Here is an 18,243-nt window from a genome sequence, read left to right on the forward strand (position 1 = left end):
AGAGAAGCTGCTTAGTAAACAAGCGAATGATGACAACTACCTTGAAAAACGCCGTGAGGCTGAACTAACTAACAAATCAACGATCAATTCTAATGCCGATGAGGACACATTTTTCCCAAAAACCTCTATGGCTTACCAAAATGAAGTCAAAGCATCTCGTATTACACCAGGGATGGGGCAAGGCTTTTTACCACCCTTAAAAAAATCTGGGTACATGCAAGCAACAGCACAACAAAATGCGCCGACTCAAACTGCAAACATTGCCCCTGAAAATATGTATTGGCCTCCTTATAATTTTATTGAGGGGGAATACATCAATACGAAGGTACTACCTGATGACGCGCTAAGGACGCAATTACAAAATAGTCACACTGAAGTTATGCTTTTAACTTTAGAAGAGGCGTTTAGAGTCCTACAAAGTTGGGGCTGGATGGATACTAAAGATACTTGGAAGTCCATGACAACCTCAACTGGCAGTCAAGTTATGATTAATTACGGAGTAAATGGAAAAGATGTTGTGACCACTTCAATGGTCATCGCACAATTTAATATTCATGGTCTAAAAGCTACGAAATTAGGATTAAAGGCTACTTTTGGCATGAAGATGTCAATGTATTTTAACAAAATCGGCACAGAGATGATTAGCCTGTCTGGTTACTCAGGTTTAAGGAGGATACTGACCGGGACAACTTACAGATTAGACAACCCCAAAATAGTACAGCTAGGAATTGGAAAGTACGGCCTCGCCAATTCAATAAAATCAGGAACCATCTTAACGTTTTATGTCGCTGCTGGCTTCAGAGTTCTTGACTATATACTCAATGATGAAGTCTATTTAACTACCCTGATTGGTTCACTGGCTACTGACATTGTCAAAATTGCCTTAGCTGCCGCTGTATCAGGCATGGTTGGAGCCGCTTCTTTAGCTTTTGTTTCATTCGTTGCCTTCAATCTAGCAGTTGTTGTTGGGGCTGGCCTCGCTACATCGTATGTTCTGAATGAAATTGATGAACATTACGGTATAACTCCAAAAGTCATTGAATTGCTAGAAAAAGCACAACAAGAAGCTGTTGAAAAAGCACTTCAATTAAAGGAGGATACATACGATAACGTTGTTGATTTGGCAGCGATGTTAGTATCTGGGGTGCTCGAAACGGGCAAAGAAGTAATAGAAACTGAAATTAAAACGTTCGTCAAAAACTCACTAAATGAGCTTTTACCAAGAGAATTATGAACATTAGAAGTACGATAAACAAACTCAAAAGAGTCTCAAAGTTTATTCCTGCAGTTTTTATTGGATTAACTTTGTCATTTGTAAGCCTAGCCTTTGGAATCAATAATATCATTTCACTGAATGAAGATATTGGTGATGTCGCTGTATACTCTCGATTTGATCTTGCCCTAATTCCTATAGGGTTAATAATGCTTGTATTTTTTATAGTGGGAACATATTTCATATTTACCGAAACACGCTGGGAAGATAGGTATGGTGGAGCCTTACCTCTTTCAGCAATAGCATTAGCCGGGATTGCTTTAGTTTTAACATTCATGACCCCTTCGATTTACGAGTCAAAGTATGAAGAGGCAGGCCTCAAAGCATGCTCTGGTATTCCAACGTCTTACCTTCCTTTTTTTGGTAAGAAATTTGCCGTTGAACCATCACTTTGCAGAAAATAACGATACGTATTGAGCTGTCTAACAACCACACAAAAAAAGAGCCGCTAAAAAGCGGCTCTTGATTTTCAAACTATTTGTTGAAACAACCATAAATTGATATCAACGATTTCTTTTACTTCAATAGCTTACTCAAAAAGCAAGCATAAGCTGATATCAATTAAAACAACCATATGTTGATATTTTTGTGAATTGAATATTTGAAGGAAAGCACGACTGTAAGAAAGTTACTTTCATTTTAGTTTGGTATTCGCAAGACATAACTCATAACCAGTTCACAAGACACGTTTTACGTCGGTCACTGTGAAAGCGATCAAATCGTAACTATAGCTGCTCCATTAAGCGGATAACTGCTTTAAGGTGCTAGATAAGCTTTCACCCACAGAGAATACAGACCTGATAGTCTCTATCATCTGGTTGACCTGCTCTAATTTATAGAATGAGCCATACATGTACTTTCCTTCACTACTAACCCACAACTGCAACTGAATGGCTTCGTTCTTATTCGATACAACTTTTATTGATAACCTGGAGACATTACAGTCAATATCTTTCTTGTACTCACCATCGAAATCTACATTAGCTAACGCTAGCATCTTTTGTCTCGCATCAACCAGAGAGTTGAGAAAAGTAACTACATCTCTAGGATAAAGCGTTGATAGCCCATCTAAGTGCCTTGCATCTGGACCAGGCTTGAATACGTTTAAATACCAAGAATAGTAGAGTCCATTTGCTGGTTCTCTATGTTGATCACTTTCTACGACTTCATTGTTACTGTTTAGCTCATATATTTTTTTGGCTGTTCTAGAAGGTTCAGCAACAACCGTGATTGTCACATTTCTATAGCCAGTCTTCGGCCAAACAAGGTTTTTGGCTAGTGTTTCACTCATTTTTTCCTCACCGTTAAGAACCAAATAATTAATAGTAATTCAACTAGAGCCTCTATGCTTTGAGTCGCTCTTTACCCAATCTAGTGAGTACCTCTTTAAGTGTAACCTCGTAGTCTTCAAGGTAAGATAGCAGCTGCGCTCTCCCCAAAATTTCAACACCACACGTGGTCGCTATTTCGTGAGTTCTTTTAGCTAACGATGGTGAGTTGGTTACGAAAATCAAACGTTCGAAAGTACTTCTCATCGCTGATTCATAAATTGGTTTCGCAGAATGTATCTCCTGTATCCCTTTATAACCATCATATTGGCGTTGCGTAAACTTAGCCTGAAGCAAAATATTGCCACTATTATTAAGTAACACACCGTCAGCACCATGGTCAGCGCCATTATTCGTCAACCACGCACTTTCGCTATCCGTAATTTTTGCCAGCAATACTACACATAACGCTTCAAACTGCTGCCAACTTAACTTATCAAGCTCAGTTGCTGTAATACGTTTATCTATCAAGTCACCAGAAACCGCTCCTCCAACACCTGCTGGTTGTGGAACAACATCTTCCGGTGTGACAACAGCATCCTTCAGCAAAGTTTTTTGAGTAAGGAGCCTATGTAGATTTACATCAAATGATTCAAATTCAGGGTGATGTAACAGCGGAATGTAAATATGAACCTCTTTTTCCTGTCCGATACGATAAACCCTATCCGTAGCTTGAGCTTCTTTAGCTGGGTTCCAGTGCCGCTCTAAATGAACCACATGATTCGCACCGACTACAGTTAAACCGACACCAGCCGCAACTGGCGACATTACAATTAAATTAAAGCCTTCTTTAGCCTCAAATTCTGCAATCATAGATTTTCTAGTTGGGACAGATTTACGCTTTGCTACGGCTTTCGCATCACCATTAATCACTGAGAGCGGACCTAGGTTATAGATCTGCCCCAAAGTCACGCTTAAGAAGCTTTGCAATCGTTTGTTAACCGCAAAAATAATGCACTTCTCATGTTTACTTCGTACTCGGTCTAAAGTCCCAAGCAAAGAAACTAGTTTTCCTGATTCTCCGTATAAAACCTTAGCTGATTTTGCATTTTTTGGAATATCAAGGCGGCCTCCATCACTTAATCGAGGATGTAGCGAGCTATCTCTTAGCCTCATCAACGTGGTAAGTGCGTGGCTCTCTTCATTCTCGAGTTGATTACTAATAGTCCCTTCGTAAACATCTCTCTGGTAGCTAACCATTGTCGACTTAAGCTCTTCTAAATACTTCCAGTTTTCAAACTCTCCGCCAGCATACATATGTTTTAGAGGCAACCCTTTAAGGTTGTCCTCTTTAATGCGCCTCAACATCAATGCCCCAACTGCTATACGAAGTTCTCTTCCAAGCCTAGCTCTCGTTTCTTCAACTTCATCACCAGCAGCTTTAAGAATTGGTGAGATATACCGAGCACGAAATTCTTGATAGCTACCCAGATGGCCAGGGCAAGCTGTATCCATTAAACACCAAAAATCGGCTAAGCTGTTTTCTACAGGCGTACCCGTAGTCACTAGTTTGAAATCAGCTTTTAGGCCCTTAGCTGCACGAGTTTGAAGTGCATTTGGGTTTTTAATGTTCTGGGCTTCATCGAAAACCACGACCCCCCAATCAATCAAACACATCGAGAACTGGTAATCGCGCAAGGTTTGATAAGTAGTGATAACCAATCGCTCTGGTAGATCTAAACGGCCTGGACCAAAGTGTTTCCCGACTTTCAAAGAATACTTGGGTTCTAAACTATCATCAGATGCACTTTGGCTTCGAATCTCCACACCACCCATTCGATAGTCATTTAGCTCTGCTGCTGATTGCAAAATAACCACATCTTTGAATGGCGAGGGTTTAAAGGTTTTATCTACCTCATCCTTCCAGTTTTCCAATAAACTCAAAGGGGCAACTATCAGCGCAGGTTTCTTCGTTTCACCACTAATTTGTTGTCGTTGATAAATATGTTCGATTGCAGAGAGGGCCATAAAAGTTTTACCCAGCCCCATATCATCAGCTAGCAAGGCTCCACTAATTTTCGAGTCTGATGAGCTTTTTTGTTCAACGCCTAAAATCCAACGAACACCAATATCCTGATGTGGAAAAGGGGTCCGCTTGTGATTTTCCCAATTTAACTCACCATCCCATGAAATATCAGAAATCAGTTGTTCAATTTTAGGAGAATTTTCAGACAGCTCTTCATCATTTAAGTCAATATCAACAACATGTATTTCTGATCTTTCTGATTCAGTCTCGGTATCTTCTACCTCCACCTCACTAGAAAGGTTTGTATCAGGGTTGGATATCTTGTGACCTATTTCTTTTAGAACCTTCTCAACAGCAACAGGGTCACTGATATCGTATGATTTTCCTTCATAATCAAAAACCGTTGCTCCGGTTTGCTGAGCATCTTCAATCTTCTTAGCCACGTTATCAAGAGTAGCTCTATCACGAACGCTATCTGCAAGCTTAGATATCGAGTTAACCACATCAGATGAAGAGGAGGATCCAAACCAATCAATACCTGACTCGTCCGTCTCTCCAAAATAGGCGTGTTTAAAGACTGTCGCACCATGAACCCTGATGGAAAAACCTAAATCAAGATCGACTAAGCTCGCATCAATATATGCAGTAGGGTTCTCCAAGAACGCTTTAACTTGTTTTTGAGGTATGACTCTATTGCTAATAACTTCTTTTACAGCCATGAGCTTTTCTTCAGAAAACAAGACTATTTCATCACCCACTTTCAGAGTAACGGTGTTGTCGCTTTGCAACTGTCCCAGAACCTTTTGAATCGACTCATGGCTCGCGCTTTGCCCCATGTTTGGCGTCAATATCAGCTCGCCTTGAGAATTCAGTTCTGCTTCTACTGTGATTTTATTTGGTGCCAGTATTCTTAGCTTTTCAAAGTGCTTTAGATTCAACTTACAACCACTCTTTTGAGCCTCTTGTAAAGAGTGTAGGTAAAGTAAGTTATCGTATTCAGATCGAGCAGACTTTCCATGAGCTTTATGTGCATTAAAGACCATAAGCTGCTCGGGCGTTAACAGGTACTGCTCATTTTGACTAAACCGAATGAAAGGTCCATCCACAGTGTAATTAAGCGTTGTTCGACCCTGGCTGGTTGTTACCGAAAGGTCAATTTTAAAGGTAGGTGTACTAGCTTTGCCTTGAATATCAGCATCAATAGTTCCTTGCCAAACCGGAGGCAAACTAAACAAATCCCTCAACTCAGAATCGAGCCTTACCGCTGTCTCAGGCGGCATAATAAAGCCATCTGGGAATGAGCTTATATCACCCTGCTCTTCAAGCATTTTAAGTGCAACATATTGTGCCGTTATCCACTCATCAGCTTTACCAGCTTTAATTTTCTCTAAGGTTTTCTTGGAAGTAGTAAAATCAAGGCTACCATCACAGATTAACTCAAATTGAGAGGACTTATCTAAACCAGAAAAAAACTTGCTGATTAAAGAGGTTAACTCCATTCTCGCACCCCATAACGCTGTTTAAAATCAATATAATCTTCATTTGAAAGCACATCTTTGGGCGTCAATTTAATACCTAACCCTCTAAGTGCTGTAAGTGCTTTTCGTTGCCATGAGTAGCCAATTGGTGAATGCGTTATTTTTGCTACCGCTCCCGATGATAATCGTGTCATCTGATTATTAATCCCACTGGTTAGCTGAGAATACGTTGGCCTAACAATGTCATAGTTAAATACGCATACTGACGAATCTAAGTGCTTATACAGCCACAAGTAACAACTGTGGCTTCCCTCTACCATGTGCGCCCCATTCATTTGCACATAAATTATGGATTTATCTCCATCTTTAACAGTCGAGAAATTTGGCAAGTGCTTAGGGTCATAATTTCTCTTCAAATACCTAGCAGCATCCTGACTCAAATAAAGCCGGGTATTTGAAATAACCCCCGCATCGAACATCCCCTCTAAGAAATTTTTCCTAGATGGGTACATTCTCTGTAGCTCGTAATTAGCTGAAGAGTAGGAATAATCTTCCAGAGCTTCCAGAAACAACTTCAAATCCAGTTTTGATAGCCACCCGCGAACAGCTTGAATCAAATTTGGCTCTATACCCTTCCACCATCTTATGTATCTTGGGTTTGAGCTTGGTACTCGTGGGTCACCACCAATCGCTAAGATCACATTCATCCAAGGCTCACTAATATGAGAACCTATTGAACGACTAATCAAAATTCTAAGAATTTGATGCCCTAGCAAACTGTCAGAATCATACCGAGAATCAAAAACAGCCGCTTTTTGAACCTCCTCTAGGAGAGGGTGATCTTGGCCCAATGGTATCGTGTTCAACTGCTCAATATAGTAAATACCTTTGGCAGAAGTTAAATAGCGACCATTAGCGTAACGTTCCAGCTTCATATCTGAAATTAAATGATCAAAGTCGATATTCTTTTGAATAGCTCTTTCCGCAAGCCACTTGGGGCCATTGGTTGACAATATATTTTCATCAAACTGCTCATCATTGCCTCGCAGCCTTTTAGCTTCTAACAACCAGTCTGCCGTAGCTTCCAAGTCTGCCAGTCGGTCATACTCTGATAAGAAATGTTGATAAAAAGACTCTATAACTAATGAGCTTGGCTTTTTTACAATTTCTGTAATTTTATTAAGCAATCGACGCGTAAAGCTGACATTTTTCTTCGCATCCGTATGTAACGAGAGGGCTAAGGCGCGAACGTGTACGGAACTATCCAAAACGTCTTCGACTCTTTTCTTAGAGGCAAGCGCGTTACATACTTCTCCATATGCAGTTCGGAATTTATTGTTCTCAATACCAGCACTCTTGGACAACACCTCTAACTGCGTCGATAGATGCGCAAAATCCTTGATGGCTTGACCAAAGGGGTTAACTGGCAAACTAACTTTGAGCTTTTTTATATTTAAACTCACTGCCCAACAATCCTCTCGAGTTCAGCAATAGATGGCTTCTTAACTGTAAATCGAATATCAATACGCCTATTCTGACTCTTTTCTTGCTGATTAGACTCTTGTAGATTGGCTCGTCTTGTAGCCGCATAACCACTAACCGAAAATAGCTTTGCATGATATGCGTTTTCTAAGTCACCAAGTTTAGGCGTTAAGCTCAATTCATTTTGCCAGACATTCCAGACAGATATTGCTCGATCAGTAGATAGCCCCCAGTTCCCTTTTCCTCTGTAATGGATACCATCGCTATCGGTATGTCCCTCAATAAAAACGGTATCGAGAAATTGAAAACGGTCTTTCTTCTGAATTGCAGAATGAAGAACAACACCTATGTCCTTAACCGCCTGTTGTATGGTTGCATCTTTCGGAATTGATGATTTTCCCGATGCAAAAGTTAGTGTGCTTTCGGGGATCCGGATTACCGTATCATTATCAGCAATTTTAACAATTACGTTTCTTTTAGCCAGTTCGTCTCGAACATCATAAATTATGTTCTTTCTTGCTAACTCAGCTTGCTTAAGCTCTTCAATACCAGCTTCGACATCATTAGTTTTTTGAGTCAATTCAATAATCAGAGCAACAGCTGCAAGTATAAAGATAACGAGCAGAGCAGACATTAGATCAGAAAATGAAACCCAGTAGGGATTTTCTTCATCTACTGAGTTTTGTGTATGCGAACGAATCCCTCTACGCATGTCGGCTCACTTTATCTTGAATTTCATCGACAACACTAGAGATAGCTCTAACTGCTGTATTCATGCTCTCTGCATACTGTGTACTACTGTTAGCCCAAACTTTGAGGTGCTCGGCGGTTTGTCCGTTGGCCTGCTCTGCATAATCTTCAAGCAGTTGAGCCATTTGCTCCGTTAACTCTTTTACATTGCGCTTCATTTCTGAAGTGAGTTCGTTAAGGTTACCTTTTTGTTCTGCAAGGAACTCATTCTGGTTCGTGCGAAGCGTACTAAACGACTGTTCTGCACTATTCAGCATATTATTTATCTGATCTGCAATCGCGCTAAACTTGCTTGTATCTTCCAGCAATTGCTCTCTTAGCGATTGAATTTTCACAGCGCCTAGCTGGTTTTGTTCCGCTAAATCCTTTGTGCTGTTGACTGCTTCAGTAACTGCACCAGATAGTTTGTTGCCCGCCTCTTTAATGTTTGAACCGAACACATTCATGCTATCAGCCGCAGCTCGTAACTCATTCGCAGACAGCTGCATACTCTCAGTAGCTCGAGCAGATGCAGAAACAGATGAATCAATGCTGTTTTGTAATTGTTTACCTTGCTCAATAATATTATTAGATGTGGTTTGTTGCGATTCAGTCGCCGCTTTCACTTGAGCTAGAAGCTCATGCGTCCCATCTTTCATCGCCTGCGTTTGATTCACAAATATATCATTACGCTCTTTTTCCATCTGACTTGCCATCCCATCACGTTCGGAGAACGTTTGGGTAAGTTGGCCAACTTGATTCTGAACAAAATCGGTCAGCACTTGGCTTTGTGCAGACACATTTTCTATTAGATCTTTAATCGTGCTTTGCATTGAGGAAGCCAATTTCTGCTCACGCTCAGAAGCAGCTGACTCTCTTTTAGTAAGCTGTTCACCTAATTCGGAGACTTGTTTTTCTACGAACTCTGTTAGAACACGCTTCTGCTCATTACCCTGAGTAACTAACTCAGAAACTTGAACTGAAATAGTTGAGATCAGTTCTTTCTCTCTTTCTGAAGATGCGTTTTGCTGAACTTCCAATTTATTGACGAAAGAAGCCATCGAAGTACTCATTGATTCTAGCGTCTTATGTACGTTTTGAGATGCGGAGTCCATAGCAACACGCTGCTGCTCACCTTGTTGACCAAAACCATCCATGAAAGATTGAAGAACGCTTTCAAGCGCTTTTTGGTTGCCGTCTGACGTCTCATCAACAAGCTTATTGATAGCCGGGGCCATGATTTTTTCCAGACTGCTCTCGAGGCCTTGTTGAATACCCTGCGTTGCTTGAACTAATGACTCCTGCATTTTCTCGCCAATTTTCTCAGCAAGCCCTTGTAGACTTTCTCGAGATTGCAGGCTGTTATTGGCAATAGATTGCAACTGATACTCAGCACTTAATCGAGGAAACATTCTGTCTATACGGTTTTGCAAACACTTAATTTTCTTTCTAATTACTTGCTCAAGTATTTTCTCAAAAAAGTTGAATGCAACACTGAGTAGAACACCCCAGACCGATGTCATAAATGCGATTTTTGCACCATTAATCACTCCAGCAACGCCGTTTTTCATTTCATTTACATCAACGTTGCCCGCAATGTTTAGATCTGAAAGTCCTAGCTGCAAACCGACAAAAGTACCTATAACACCCAGAGCCGTTAAAAACCCAGGCACCGCGGCAATCATTCGGTTTTCAGTGCTACCACCAGCTAAGCTTGAGCTATTAAAAAAATAGTCGGCATCAAATGTGTTATGCAATCGAACCACATCGTCAGCACCCTTTACTTCGAGTAATGTTTCGTCAAACTCGAGCCATAAATGACCTACAGAATCTTTCTTTTGTTCAGCTCTAGAAATCAAATCGTTTCGAACATCTGACGGCGTCGACTTCTCCGCATCATCCAAAGACTTGTTAAGCCAGACTACTCGTCGTATTGCTCGAACAAACGCAACTACTGAGCAAATTAAGAAAAATAGAGCGACGCCCCATAAAATAACCACAAACAACGCACTCAATTGATCAGGAGTTTGAGGTGGGATTATATTTAGACTGCTCAAGTCTGGCCATAAACTGGAAAGATTAAGGCTATTAGTCATTCAAATTATTTCCAAGATTAGTTATTTAATAAATATATTATTTAGCATTGGAACTTTACATCCCAACCATACGCTGCATGCTTTGCGTCCAAGACGCTTTAAAAGCGGGGTCTTGTGCAAACAGCTTGTAGAGTTCTAACTCGTCTTTACGACGTTGAAGCATAATTTCTTTCAACATCTTCTCAAATGCTAGCTCTCGCGTATGAGGGTCTGTGTTGTTTTGGTATTTAGCTTCGAAGTCTGGGTGATTCCGGATACTCTCAGCAATGTTCACAAACTTAACGCGCTGCTCTTCTGGGGTTGCACTCCAGCCTTGGAACCAACGTTCGTTAAAGATTTGGATGATCTCATCTAACGGGTCTTTTTCGCTTTCAGGACCATGAGCTCCGCGAGGGTTCGGGTTTTGAGGATCTAACTCAGTTTCAGAGTCATCTAGCTCTATGGAGTGGTTAAGCTTAACCCTTTGTAATCCATAAGAGCTCAAATCAACTGAATCCAGCAGTGAATCGAGTGCTTCTTTATCTGGGTCTTCGACGGAAAGTTTTGGAATCAAAAACTTCAAAAACCAGAACAGTTTTTCCCACTGAACGACCTCATAAGGCATGATAGATGCCATCTGGCCGTAAATTTTTACAAACTGCTTAGCTTTCACTTTGAAATCGATTTTAAATTCGTTCTCTAGTTCTAACTCGTGGTTAAAACGAGCTGCTGCGATATCAATGACTGGGCTCAGGTCCTGAGCATCTCTTCCTTCAAAGAAGCGCTTGTTGAACTCCTCAACTTCAAACCACTCATAAACACCTGTGTCGTCCATATCATCTTTTAGCTCATGAAGAACATTGACATCTGTTGCTTCAGAAAGCGTTGTCGATGTATAGAAAGGGTCGAATGCGGTTTTGATATCATCCACTGAGTTGAAGAAATCCAATACAAATAGATCTTCCGTTTTCTTACCGTACTTTGGTGCCGAGCGGTTCAAGCGAGACAGTGCTTGCACACACAGTACACTCGCCAGTTTTTTATCCACATACATGGCACAAAGCTTCGGTTGGTCAAAGCCCGTCAAATACTTATTCGCCACGACCAATAAACGGAAAGCATCTTGATCTACATGCTTAGGGATTGGGGAGTCCGACTCCTTACGCTTGTAGTTCACATCAAAGTAATCTTTGGTATCACCTTCTGGGAACCCATTCAGGCCAGCTTCGGTGTATTCAATACCATCAATTTCTTTGGTGCCAGAGAAGGCAATGGCAACTTTAAATGGGTTATCCATCTTATCGAGTTGTCGTGTTAACGCTCGATAGTAACGGATAGCTGACTCAATATTTTGAGTCACCACCATGCCTTTGCCTTTACCTTTTAGCTTCTTACCGTTAATCACATGTTTGATAAAATGTTCAAGCATGATCTCGGCTTTAGTATCTATGGTTTCTTGGCTTGCCTCTACATACGCTCGCAAACGCTTCTGCGCTTTTTTACTATCGAACTCAGGGTTATCTTGGATTGATTTTTCAATCTCGTAATAACTCTTATAAGTCGTATAGTTGGCAATAACATCAAGGATGAACCCTTCTTCGATCGCTTGTTTCATCGAATACAAATGGAAAGGAGCGTAAGTTCCGTCCGCTTGTCGCTGACCAAACTTTTCTAGAGTGGTGTTTTTAGGCGTTGCGGTGAACGCAAAATAAGAGGCATTTCCACGCATCTTACGAGAGCGCATTGCTTGTAGGATTTTGTCCTGAGCATCTTCTAGCTCTTCCACTTCCCTCTTACCCATTGCACGGTTCATGTTGTCATGAGCTGAGCCTGACTGAGAGCTGTGGGCCTCATCAATAATGACGGCAAAGCGCTTATCACTTAAATCTGCAATACCATCAATAATGAACGGAAACTTCTGAATGGTGGTAATGATAATTTTCTTGCCATTCTCTAATGCAGACTTTAGCTCAGACGATTTGAACGCTGGTGCAACAATGTTCTTCACTTCGGAGAACTCTTTAATATTGTCGCGTAGCTGCTTATCAAGCAATCGGCGGTCGGTAACGACGATAACCGAATCGAATAGAGGCACTTCTTTCCCTCTACTTCCTGGTAGGTCTTCGCTAATAGGATAAGTTTCGATGAGCTGATACGCAGCCCATGTAATTGAGTTAGATTTACCTGAACCCGCTGAGTGCTGTATCAAATACGTTTGCCCAACACCATTAACTGAGCAGTGATCAACCAAGCGACGCACGACATCCATTTGGTGGTATCGGGGGAAGAACAAAGTTCGTTTGTCCAACTGCTTTTTGCTGCTGCCATCAAGGCGAACAAAGTGCTGAATGATATTAGCAATACTTTCTTTACGGAATACCTCTTGCCACAAGTAAGCCGTCTTGTGGCCATATGGGTTAGTCGGGTTTCCTTTACCTAGATTGAAGCCTTTATTGAACGGTAAGAAGAATGTCTTTTTACCTGCCAGTTTGGTCGTCATATAGACTTCATCGGTATCAACCGCCATATGCACCAAACAACGTGCGAAGTTCAGCAGAGGTTGATTCGCGTCTCTATCATCTCGGTACTGTTTCTGACCATGATAAGCCGCATTTTGTCCCGTCCAATGGTTTTTGAGCTCAAGAGTAATCAGAGGAATACCATTGATGAAAAGCACCATGTCAATTTCTTCCAATGGATTTGCATTGGAATAACATACTTGGCGAGTCACACTAAATAAGTTGGCTGAGAAATCGTGTTTTACCTTCTCAGAGCTACTTGCAAGTGGTGCTGGATACATTAACGTTAGAAACGCATCATCAACGTCTAGCCCTTTTTTCAACAGCCGTAGAACACCATGACGTTTGATCATACGATCGAAACGCTCAAGTATTTTTCTCTGCCAATCATGAGGACTGGTGCGCTTTAACTTTTCTAACTCACTCGCTTGAGTATCTTCAAGGAACTGCCAAAACAAACGGGTATCTAAAGCGTACTGTTTATCAAAGTCACTTGGAGAGCCAATAAGATAAAGATCATTATTGTAATTAAGAGGCGCTTCACCCAGCGCTAACTCTTCTTTACAAATACCTGCTAAACCTTTTTCAATTGCGGCCTCTAGTGCCTGTTCATTTGTTTTACTAACCATAAATACCACGTTGTTTGGTTTGATGACTCAAAGTTTTTATTGATGTTTATAGTGCTGAGCAAATACTGCCATCATGTCTTCTAGATGGTTATCTATCTGCTGTTTGCCCCATAGCCCCTGCCCTTTTACAGCAAACATTTCTCTTAATTTGAGTGCGTCGAAATGGGACTTCCTATCAAAATCAATACGCTTTTTGTCAACGTCTTGATTGCTGTAAGAAGAGTTTTCACCGGGACTAAGTAATACTAAATTACCAAATGAGTTTAAAGTTTCATATGCTAACTCAATCTTATATTCATCATTTTGAGGATGAACATGTTCTACTGAGTTTTTGGATGTAATTCGGTACTTTTTGAACTTATTCAATTCTTCAGAAGACAGTGAAGATTCTGAAGCCTTCATTTGCTTCCAAATCAAATATTCAAGCTTCTGAAACCAGTAGTGCTCGAAACTCGTCCCTAACGACTGTTCAAAGTATGTCGATTGTGATTGCCAACTCTGGTAGTTAGGCTCCAAGCCCTCAGCCAGAGCAAAGCTGGCCTCTTTCTGAGTATCAATTGATAGCGACATTTTGTTGTCGATGTTTTCAAGCAGCACCAACGCCTCAGAGTCTTGCTTGATACTCGAACGGATCAAGCCTGAAATAAACGGCGTTAACCAATACTGGGCGCTGCGCTCACCGGTAAAGTTGCGAACACTTTGCAGAAGCACACTATCCGTCAGCTCTCTCTGCGTTCGGTTGATGTAGTAAGTGTCATTCGACTTGCTTCGAGATTGATACGTTAAGCCTAGCTGCGCATCTGTGGCATCATCACGTTCAACCCATTTCACAACCCAACGGTCAAACTGGTAGCGAACCTGCCATAATGTTTCGATAAATTGCTTTACCGATTGCTCATCACCATTGATAAGTGGCTCAAATATCTCCAGCAATCGATCGCTATACAGACGTGGCTCAATATCATTATGATCATTAAGCGCTAAGTAGACTCGGTAAGCGTGAATCAATAACAGCGGGAACTTGATGATTGGGCGACAGTAAACTGTTTCAACGTCCAGATCGTAAGTTTCAAACTTGTCTTGCTTGGTATTATCAGGAATTGAGCTTGCTTTAACCTGTGATGCTAACTCAGCAATCGACAAGCCAGACAACGCCTCTGACGTTTCATCTTTTGCAGCGAAGCGTTCAGCATCAAAAGACGCCAAATGTTCGGGTTCAATATGGTACCAATCCGCATTAGGAAATACTTTGCGTACATTGCGTTCAAAATAGTTTTCCAGATGCTCACACGCCACCCACATTGCATCATACTGTGCTTTGTCAGTATGAATACGTTTGAACAGCTTCGCCTTTAAAATGTCGGCTTGTTCTAACTGAATGCCAGCGGTATTCATGGTGGCGAACAATCGGTTTAAGTCCATTGGTGTTGGGACAATGTTGTTCACCCATTGAACTTGGCGGTAAAGGTAATCCCCCATGGCTTCGGCGCTCACCACATCGTCTGACTTGAGCTTCTCTACCTCTTTGGTCAAAACATCTAACGCCACGCCCATCTGTTTAAGATAAGCATTGTCGGCGATCGTTTCCTTAGACGGCACTTGATAGTTCTTAAGCCCTGCAAGGCCACCCAAAAGTTGCTGAACTTGCTCGCGAATTGAAAACTGAAGACGAGGCTTATCTTCCCCGGCATTTGATGTATAAACAGCAAGCCCTGCAAGATCAGATTTAATGCCTGCGTATTTAAAGGCAATGGTCATGAGCATTAGCGTTGTCGTGCGCTGCTGCCCATCGATCAGCTCATAAATCCGCTCTCCATCTTGTTCAATGCGAGACGACAGGATGGTGCCGATAAAGTAGTTTGGCTCTTTTAATCGACACGCTTCTTTAATATCTCTAAACAGCAGCAAGACATCATCATCAGACCAGACATAAGGACGCTGATAGCTAGGAATAGAAAACTGGTAGTTATCGGTATAGATTTTCTCAAGCGTCAGAAGCTCAGTTTGCACTGATAAATGATCACCCATGTTTTGCTCCTAACACAGAGATGTGTTGGCTAAATGCAGGGCCAAATTTATTGGCATAATCTTGCTTGTCTATATCAAGGCCAAAGTATTGAGATACTTTTTCGACGAAACGTTTTTTAACGCTGTTTTTATCAAAGCCATTCTTGTCTACCGAAAGCTCAAAACCATCTAACTGTGCAAAACACTGCTCTGGGGTATAACTCATCGCAATCCAATCCAACACTGGGGTTTCTTTTACGAATGCAGGAACCGATTTCTCTTTTACTGCTTTTTGGTTCTCTACTCGGCGAGAATAAACAACACGAAATAGTTTTTTCGCTGCTACGTCTAGGCTTTGCTGCCCATGCTGACTGATGTAAAGCAGCAGGCAAGCGTCATAAAGCTGTTTAAGATAGCCGCAGCCATCGAGTTTACACACCAGCTTTTGATAGAACTCGTAAAAGCCTGCAAGCTCACCTTGCGTTGAGTTTTTCAGCAAATAGGTTTGGCGCAGTTGCTCAAAATATTGCAAATAGTGAATGGTATTGGCGCCACTATTTAACGGCTGACGCAACTCATAACCAACTTGAGGCTGTGCCAAACTCTCACCACCGTTAGGCATATAAGTACGAGCAATTCGACCAAAGGCAATATCGTCGCCTTTGCCTGTTTGCTCTGCCAGTTCGGTGACAATGCTATTACGCACTTGCTGAGTTTGGTTGTGCAGCGGGTAGTCTCGGAAGTACAGATATTGCCAATAGCGACCACGCAGTAAAATATCTACCACGGGGGTTAAATCCCCAAGCGCTTCCCAACGGGTAGCAAAGATGTTTACCGCAGATTTGTCTTTTTCATCAACCGCTCGAAGATGATGCGCTTTGATGATATCTGGCCCTGCTAAACGCACCCCGCCCGTATTTTGGGTTTCAAAAAAGCGGTAGGCTTCATCTTCGCTGTCTGTTACCACCAAGGTGATGTTGATTTGCGCAAAATCGATATCAGCCAAAGAGGCATCATGCTTATACAGCCAACCAAGATTGTGTTTGATTTGCTGTTGGCTCTCTGGGGATTCGAAAACTAACTTAAGGTCAGTGTGTTTTTTTGCTAAGTGAGAAATCAACGCCATTGTAGTCATGCGTTGCTGACCATCGATGATATTCAGCTTGTCACCGTGTTGATGCAAAATGACACTGCCCAAATAAAATGGGCAATGCTCCGCTTCAGGCTTACCAGTTAGCTCTTGCTGATGAAGCTTAAAGTCATTCAATAGACGAGTGATTTGCTCCTCATTCCAGCGATATGGGCGCTGATATTCAGGGATGGCAAGCATCCCGTGAACGTCTTTTTCAACCTTACCGTCAGAAGCTAAAATCGGCACACCAGAAAACAGCGTATCCAGTGTGCAACTAGCAACAACAACCGCCATTTATACCAGCTCCGTTACTTTGATTTTTCCTGTAACGGCGCTGTTGATGAGAGTGGTTTTGTATTCTTTTAGTTTACTTATCTGTTCATTTAGATGCTTGATACCCGCATCTAACTTTGCTGATTCTTTTTCAATAAAAGACACTATATCTTCCTGCTCTTTTATAGGAGGAAACACCATAAACAACGGAGCTAAGTTACTGTAACGAATACGCACGGCACGTTGACGAACTGCATTGCAAATAACCTGAATATACTTAGCAAGAGCCATTTCTCTTAGTAAGTAGGCAAAATAATACTGTGATACGTTAACACTATTGATAGGGTCACATATCACGTATTCAGGCGTACATTTTCCATCAGAGTCTGAAACACCAATAGCGCCTTCAAAAGCATCCATTGAGTTAAGAACCAGTTGCCCTTTTCTGATGCCCTGATAACCACCTTCCAAGATTGCTTCAGTGTACCCACCTACACGGCGGTTCGAGCGTAAAGTGACCTGCCCATCCCTGTAAGAAGTAACAACACCATCTCCTTTGCGTACTGGTAGTCGACTCTGAGTGAATAGGTTCTTAAATCTTACAATCCCCCAATGTTTGGGAATTTCTCCTATCCAATCCACACCAGAATCTTGCATCGGCACATTGGTCTCCAAGCCTTGAGTAACAGCCTGCTGAATAATAACGTGTTTACGTTCTCTCAGCCTTTCGATTTGCTGTTGTTTAATATGGATAGCTTCATTTAATTGAGAGACTTTTTTATCAAGATAACTAACGATTCGAATCTGCTCTTTTTCAGGTGGCACTACAACAATAAAGTTATTTATTGAAGACACAGAAACTCCGCCGATTAGTCCTGACATCGACAATTTAAACTGTCTTTGGAAAGGTTCCGAGAAAAGCGAATAATATAAGTATTTATTGAGTACCTTTTCACTAGCAATACAAGCTAACTTATTCACAAAGCAAACATCTTGCGCCGTAAACGCAATTTTTTTTCCTGCGCTCCCGCCCTCAATACAAAGTAAAGTTGATTGCTCAGGAGCCACCTTAAAATGTCGCCTATCGAATGGGATTCGAACCCCATTTTCGTAATCAATTCGAGACGTTTGTACATCAATGTCTTTTGACGCTATATACGCCCTTCCAGATAGCTCTGTTGAAACGTAAGTATCTTTTAAAGTTGGCGATATACTGTCACCAGTAAAAATACTGGCCAAATATTTTAACTTTGAAGTCTGCCAAGTTTGGGGGACCTCATCTAACCATTCAATACCAGACTCTTTATAAGACTCATACTTGGGCATCTGCTTAATCATAGTATCGATCATTC

General features: G+C 41.5%; 11 protein-coding genes. 2 read left to right on the forward strand and 9 right to left on the reverse strand.

What is annotated here, in order from left to right; genetic code table 11:
* The first annotated feature begins 7 nt into the window (after positions 1-7).
* Together ACED28_RS19540 and ACED28_RS19545 are read left to right on the forward strand one after the other, a co-directional pair.
* Positions 8-1,234, forward strand: coding sequence for a hypothetical protein (locus ACED28_RS19540; protein ID WP_371710538.1), 1,227 nt, complete (start codon positions 8-10; stop codon positions 1,232-1,234).
* Positions 1,231-1,677 carry a DUF2079 domain-containing protein gene (locus ACED28_RS19545; protein WP_102250281.1) on the forward strand — a complete coding sequence of 149 codons (447 nt, stop codon included), beginning with the start codon at positions 1,231-1,233 and terminating at the stop codon, positions 1,675-1,677. The genes ACED28_RS19540 and ACED28_RS19545 overlap by 4 nt, the downstream gene beginning before the upstream one ends.
* Positions 1,678-2,012: 335 nt before the next feature.
* Here the strand turns inward: ACED28_RS19545 and ACED28_RS19550 are convergent, their stop codons facing one another.
* The 9 genes from ACED28_RS19550 to ACED28_RS19590 are packed head-to-tail and all read right to left on the reverse strand — an operon-like array spanning position 2,013 to position 18,241.
* On the reverse strand, positions 2,013-2,564 hold the full coding sequence (locus tag ACED28_RS19550; RefSeq protein ID WP_371710527.1) for a hypothetical protein: 552 nt from the start codon (positions 2,562-2,564) through the stop codon (positions 2,013-2,015).
* 52 nt (positions 2,565-2,616) lie between these two features.
* On the reverse strand, positions 2,617-6,066 hold the full coding sequence (locus ACED28_RS19555) for an SNF2-related protein (RefSeq protein ID WP_371710528.1): 3,450 nt from the start codon (positions 6,064-6,066) through the stop codon (positions 2,617-2,619).
* The gene (locus tag ACED28_RS19560; RefSeq protein WP_371710529.1) at positions 6,057-7,508 is read right to left on the reverse strand and encodes an EH signature domain-containing protein; all 1,452 of its coding nucleotides are present in this window, start codon (positions 7,506-7,508) and stop codon (positions 6,057-6,059) included. The genes ACED28_RS19555 and ACED28_RS19560 overlap by 10 nt, the downstream gene beginning before the upstream one ends.
* On the reverse strand, positions 7,505-8,239 hold the full coding sequence (locus ACED28_RS19565) for a flagellar motor protein MotB (protein WP_371710530.1): 735 nt from the start codon (positions 8,237-8,239) through the stop codon (positions 7,505-7,507). The genes ACED28_RS19560 and ACED28_RS19565 overlap by 4 nt, the downstream gene beginning before the upstream one ends.
* A complete protein-coding gene (gene zorA, locus ACED28_RS19570; RefSeq protein WP_371710531.1) occupies positions 8,232-10,352 on the reverse strand; it encodes an anti-phage ZorAB system protein ZorA in 2,121 nt (706 codons plus the stop codon). The genes ACED28_RS19565 and zorA overlap by 8 nt, the downstream gene beginning before the upstream one ends.
* A gap of 55 nt (positions 10,353-10,407) precedes the next feature.
* Positions 10,408-13,479, reverse strand: coding sequence for a type I restriction endonuclease subunit R (locus ACED28_RS19575; protein ID WP_371710532.1), 3,072 nt, complete (start codon positions 13,477-13,479; stop codon positions 10,408-10,410).
* Positions 13,480-13,515: 36 nt separating this feature from the next.
* Positions 13,516-15,507 carry a DUF262 domain-containing protein gene (locus tag ACED28_RS19580; protein WP_371710533.1) on the reverse strand — a complete coding sequence of 664 codons (1,992 nt, stop codon included), beginning with the start codon at positions 15,505-15,507 and terminating at the stop codon, positions 13,516-13,518.
* On the reverse strand, positions 15,500-16,912 hold the full coding sequence (locus ACED28_RS19585) for a DUF262 domain-containing protein (protein WP_371710534.1): 1,413 nt from the start codon (positions 16,910-16,912) through the stop codon (positions 15,500-15,502). The genes ACED28_RS19580 and ACED28_RS19585 overlap by 8 nt, the downstream gene beginning before the upstream one ends.
* A complete protein-coding gene (locus ACED28_RS19590) occupies positions 16,913-18,241 on the reverse strand; it encodes a restriction endonuclease subunit S (RefSeq protein WP_371710535.1) in 1,329 nt (442 codons plus the stop codon). It abuts the gene before it with no gap.
* Positions 18,242-18,243: the final 2 nt, after the last annotated feature.

The organism is Vibrio sp. 1F253 (assembly GCF_041439295.1).
In the GTDB taxonomy this organism is placed as follows: domain Bacteria; phylum Pseudomonadota; class Gammaproteobacteria; order Enterobacterales; family Vibrionaceae; genus Vibrio; species Vibrio tasmaniensis_A.